A 3,364-nucleotide genomic window follows, 5' to 3' on the forward strand; every position below is an offset into this window, starting at 1 on the left:
CATTATTATCAAACATGAACAGATTCCATCAATCCAGTTGGTGTTTGTCCTATTGATTATCGTAGCCGGGCTCATACTGATTGGCGGAGTAATCCTCATGGCTGATGCCTCAAAACCAACAACTGAACTCTATTTTGAACAAGAGCAGTTTCAGGCACCGGAGGGAAAATCCGATGCAAATTTTTCAGATCTGATCGTAGTTGCCAATCATGAAGGAAAAACCACCCAATATCTTCTGACAATTGAAAGACCGGATAATACAGAGACTTCACTCCCGCTTACCCTCACAAATGGACAGATCTATCGGGAGGACCTGGCAGTATTACTTCACTTAAAAAACAAAGCAACCAAACCGGCTCTTACAGCCAGATTGTATTAGTCAGAATCACTACAGGAACCATATCGTACTATCTGGAGGAGACAGAATTCATGACAGATAGTGCATATGTTCTGGGATGCCTCGTCTTTTGCGGAGGAGCAGCAGAAGCACTCCTTGTAGCCCGGATAATCCCTGAATGCGCAATCCTGGCCCTTATTTTTTTAGGCGCCGCCATATACCTGACCATTACCTCGAAAAATCCATTAACCTGTCTTTTGATCCTCTCTGCGACAACCACCCTTATCCTTTCACTACGATTTTCTTCACTGACCTGGGGAGATCCCTGGCAGGATTATGAATCAGTTCTTGAAATTCTGGTCCAGGGATATCAACCGCATTGGGCGGATACCGGCTTCAGCAACCGGTGCTGCCGGTGCTGATATCATCCCTTTCATTAGTCACCACACTCTCACCTTTGCTTCTCCAGAAAATAGCAGTCCCTCTGGTAAGTGCATTATCAGCCCCGATTCTTTTTGCATTTTCCAGAAACTATGTTGGAGAGGAACTGCTTTGGTAGGTGCGGTCCTGTTTCTAGTAGGAATGCCTTACCTTCACTGGGCCTCACAGGGAGTTCGGGAAACAATTGGTATTCCTTTTTTTCTGTTTGCGTTATTCTTCTCGCTGCAATTGATAACAGATGGAAAGAAAAGAGACATTATTATCACAATCACTGCGATTATAGGGTTGATTCTTGCTCATCATCAGTCTGCCCTGCTTTTTCTTATTATCCTTACTGCTTTCGTACTCATTCAGGTTTATTTTACCACCAGAATGGAAGATATTCGACAGATTACTGTCCGTGCGATTGTCATTATAGGATTCACCCTCGCAGGAATACTACTCTGGTGGTATATCCGAATTCCATTTATCTACCAATCCCTTATGATCACTCTCAATCAAGCTCTTTTTTTACGGTCTTCGAACTCTGTTCTACCTCAGATAATCGTGGCACTTATTGGAACGTTCCTTCTCATTCTCCCTGTCCTTCTGCCAGATCGTATTACCGCTATGAGAAGGTGGGTACCCTGCATCCTCTCACTCATCAACCGTATACAAAATCCGGTTCAGATCATCCTTATCGGAGGTATCTGCCTGTTTGGACTGCTCACCCTTCTGGGACGTTCACCGGTTCTCACCTCCTATTCTCCCCTCACGATCTTCCCTCTTCTCATCATGTTCATCCTGGCTATTATCGGGGCGGGAGAGTTTTTAAAAAGCCCCTGCATTATTTTCCTGATATGGGCTATTCTTCCCGGAACAATGCTTGTGGGAGGGATTATTATATCCTCTTTTCTTTACTCATCGGCAAATATACAGATCGATCCCTTCCGGTTTCTCGGATACCTGTGGCCAGCTGTGGCGGTATTGGCTGGCAGCACCATAATGCGGATAAAGAACCCAGTAGTTATGAGTGGAGCCATCACAATCCTTTGTATCCTTCTTTTACTGAGTACATTTCCACCAATTGTCTTTCAGGGTACCTCTTCAGATGATCGGAGTCTGGTTATTTCCCATCCGCCAGGAGAATTGATGGCAATAACCTGGTTTAAAGAGCAGAATATCTTCGGGATCCTTTCCTCTGACCGGTATGGGATGGCTCCGGCCAGATGGCTGAATCCGCTTGGATATCAGGTGGTCAAACCACAAGGCAGACCAGAAGTCTGGAACGGCACAGCATATTGGCTTATCACCGATAGAATGAAGCAGTACGCTAACTTTGATGAGTGGATCATGCGAACTCCCCATCCCTTAGATCAGAATGAACTGAAAAAAATAGATACGATGATGGACCGGGAATATGATAATGGAGTGGCAGCGGTTTACCGGGTATGAGATGTATACCTGATACTCAATATGGATATAATAATCACTTTGGTTTTAAGACAGAGTCACATTACCCTGTGGCATTTAAGAAGTAAGAAGCCATTTCCACAACGGAATTACTGCAACGTTTTTTCCAGAAATTTCAAGATTCTCTTCTTCATCAAGAGTTAGGATCCCTTCTGAACAGAAAATTTTTCCATTGCCTCAATTAATCCCCTCATCTCTCTGTCTCTGGTTTTTGGATCTGTCAGGGTCATTGATACCTGTATTGCTTCCTGAATAGAATTACCTGTTTTTATCAGAAAACACACTCCCGTTGTCCGGAATAAAAATACATCTCATGATTGGTGCGTGCCAGATGAAGATAGGCCAGATTTTCTATTCGTTGTCCAAGATCTTCTGATCGATGAAATCCCGCAGCATGGATAAAACTCACTTCCCCGGCATACACTTTATACGATGCACGGGCCATCACTTTTTGTAAATAATTGCGTGGAACGAGCCGGAAGAGAAGAAATGCTTGCTCCAGGTATTTAAGGTAATTCTTCACCTTACTGACACTCTTTACCCCGGCAATATCAGAGAGTGTCTTATATGATATTGTCCGGGCTGCATTGGTAATGAAATACATAGTCATATCCCTGAATTCCATAATATCACGTACGCCAAATCTTGCCACAATATCCAGATAAATAATATCGGTCTGGTACTGTTCTGATAGGCTGATGTCTTGTGACTTCACCACTGAGGGAAAGCCCCCCTGATCAAGATACATTATAAGAAATCTTGAAATTTCCCCCTTCTGTGTGGAATAGATGTGATTTGGTATTTTAAGTTCAATGTCATGATATTTGAGGAACTCGCTGAAAGAAAACGGATGAACCTGTATTGTCCGATGTCGTCCAGTAAGATATGTTCCAAGTTCTGAACTGAGCACTGAGGCATTTGAGCCAGTCACGATGGTTTTTATCTGATATTGATAAAGATTGTTTAGCCACCGTTCCCACCCAGGGATATTTGAATCTCGTTAAGGAGGAGTGTTACCGGCTCATCAGGTCCGAAAGGTTCCCCGATGAACTCATAGATGTGTTGAAAATTTTCCATTGACCAGTCAGAAAATCTGATATCGTCAAAATTTATGAATAATTTAGAACCAGGTAC

General features: G+C 43.3%; 4 protein-coding genes and 1 pseudogene. 3 read left to right on the plus strand and 2 right to left on the minus strand.

What is annotated here, in order from left to right; all coding sequences use genetic code 11:
* The 3 genes from VN429_RS06030 to VN429_RS06040 all read left to right on the plus strand — a co-directional run.
* Positions 1–379: hypothetical protein (locus tag VN429_RS06030; RefSeq protein ID WP_325630932.1), on the plus strand; the 379-nt coding region annotated here is incomplete at its 5' end.
* Between the two features lie 50 nt (positions 380–429).
* Complete coding sequence (locus VN429_RS06035; RefSeq protein WP_325630934.1) at positions 430–759, plus strand: hypothetical protein; 330 nt, start codon at positions 430–432, stop codon at positions 757–759.
* Positions 760–889: 130 nt separating this feature from the next.
* On the plus strand, positions 890–2,212 hold the full coding sequence (locus tag VN429_RS06040; protein ID WP_325630936.1) for a hypothetical protein: 1,323 nt from the start codon (positions 890–892) through the stop codon (positions 2,210–2,212).
* 289 nt (positions 2,213–2,501) lie between these two features.
* On the opposite strand, the gene VN429_RS06045 is transcribed toward VN429_RS06040, so the two are convergent.
* Both VN429_RS06045 and VN429_RS12550 read right to left on the minus strand, forming a co-directional pair.
* Positions 2,502–2,945: a DUF4143 domain-containing protein gene (locus VN429_RS06045; protein ID WP_325630938.1), complete on the minus strand. Its 444-nt coding sequence runs from the start codon at positions 2,943–2,945 to the stop codon at positions 2,502–2,504.
* Between the two features lie 123 nt (positions 2,946–3,068).
* A pseudogene (locus tag VN429_RS12550) lies at positions 3,069–3,218 on the minus strand (AAA family ATPase); the annotation flags it as partial.
* Positions 3,219–3,364 lie beyond the last annotated feature (146 nt).

This window comes from Methanospirillum sp. (genome assembly GCF_035560735.1).
Taxonomy (GTDB): Archaea; Halobacteriota; Methanomicrobia; order Methanomicrobiales; family Methanospirillaceae; genus Methanospirillum.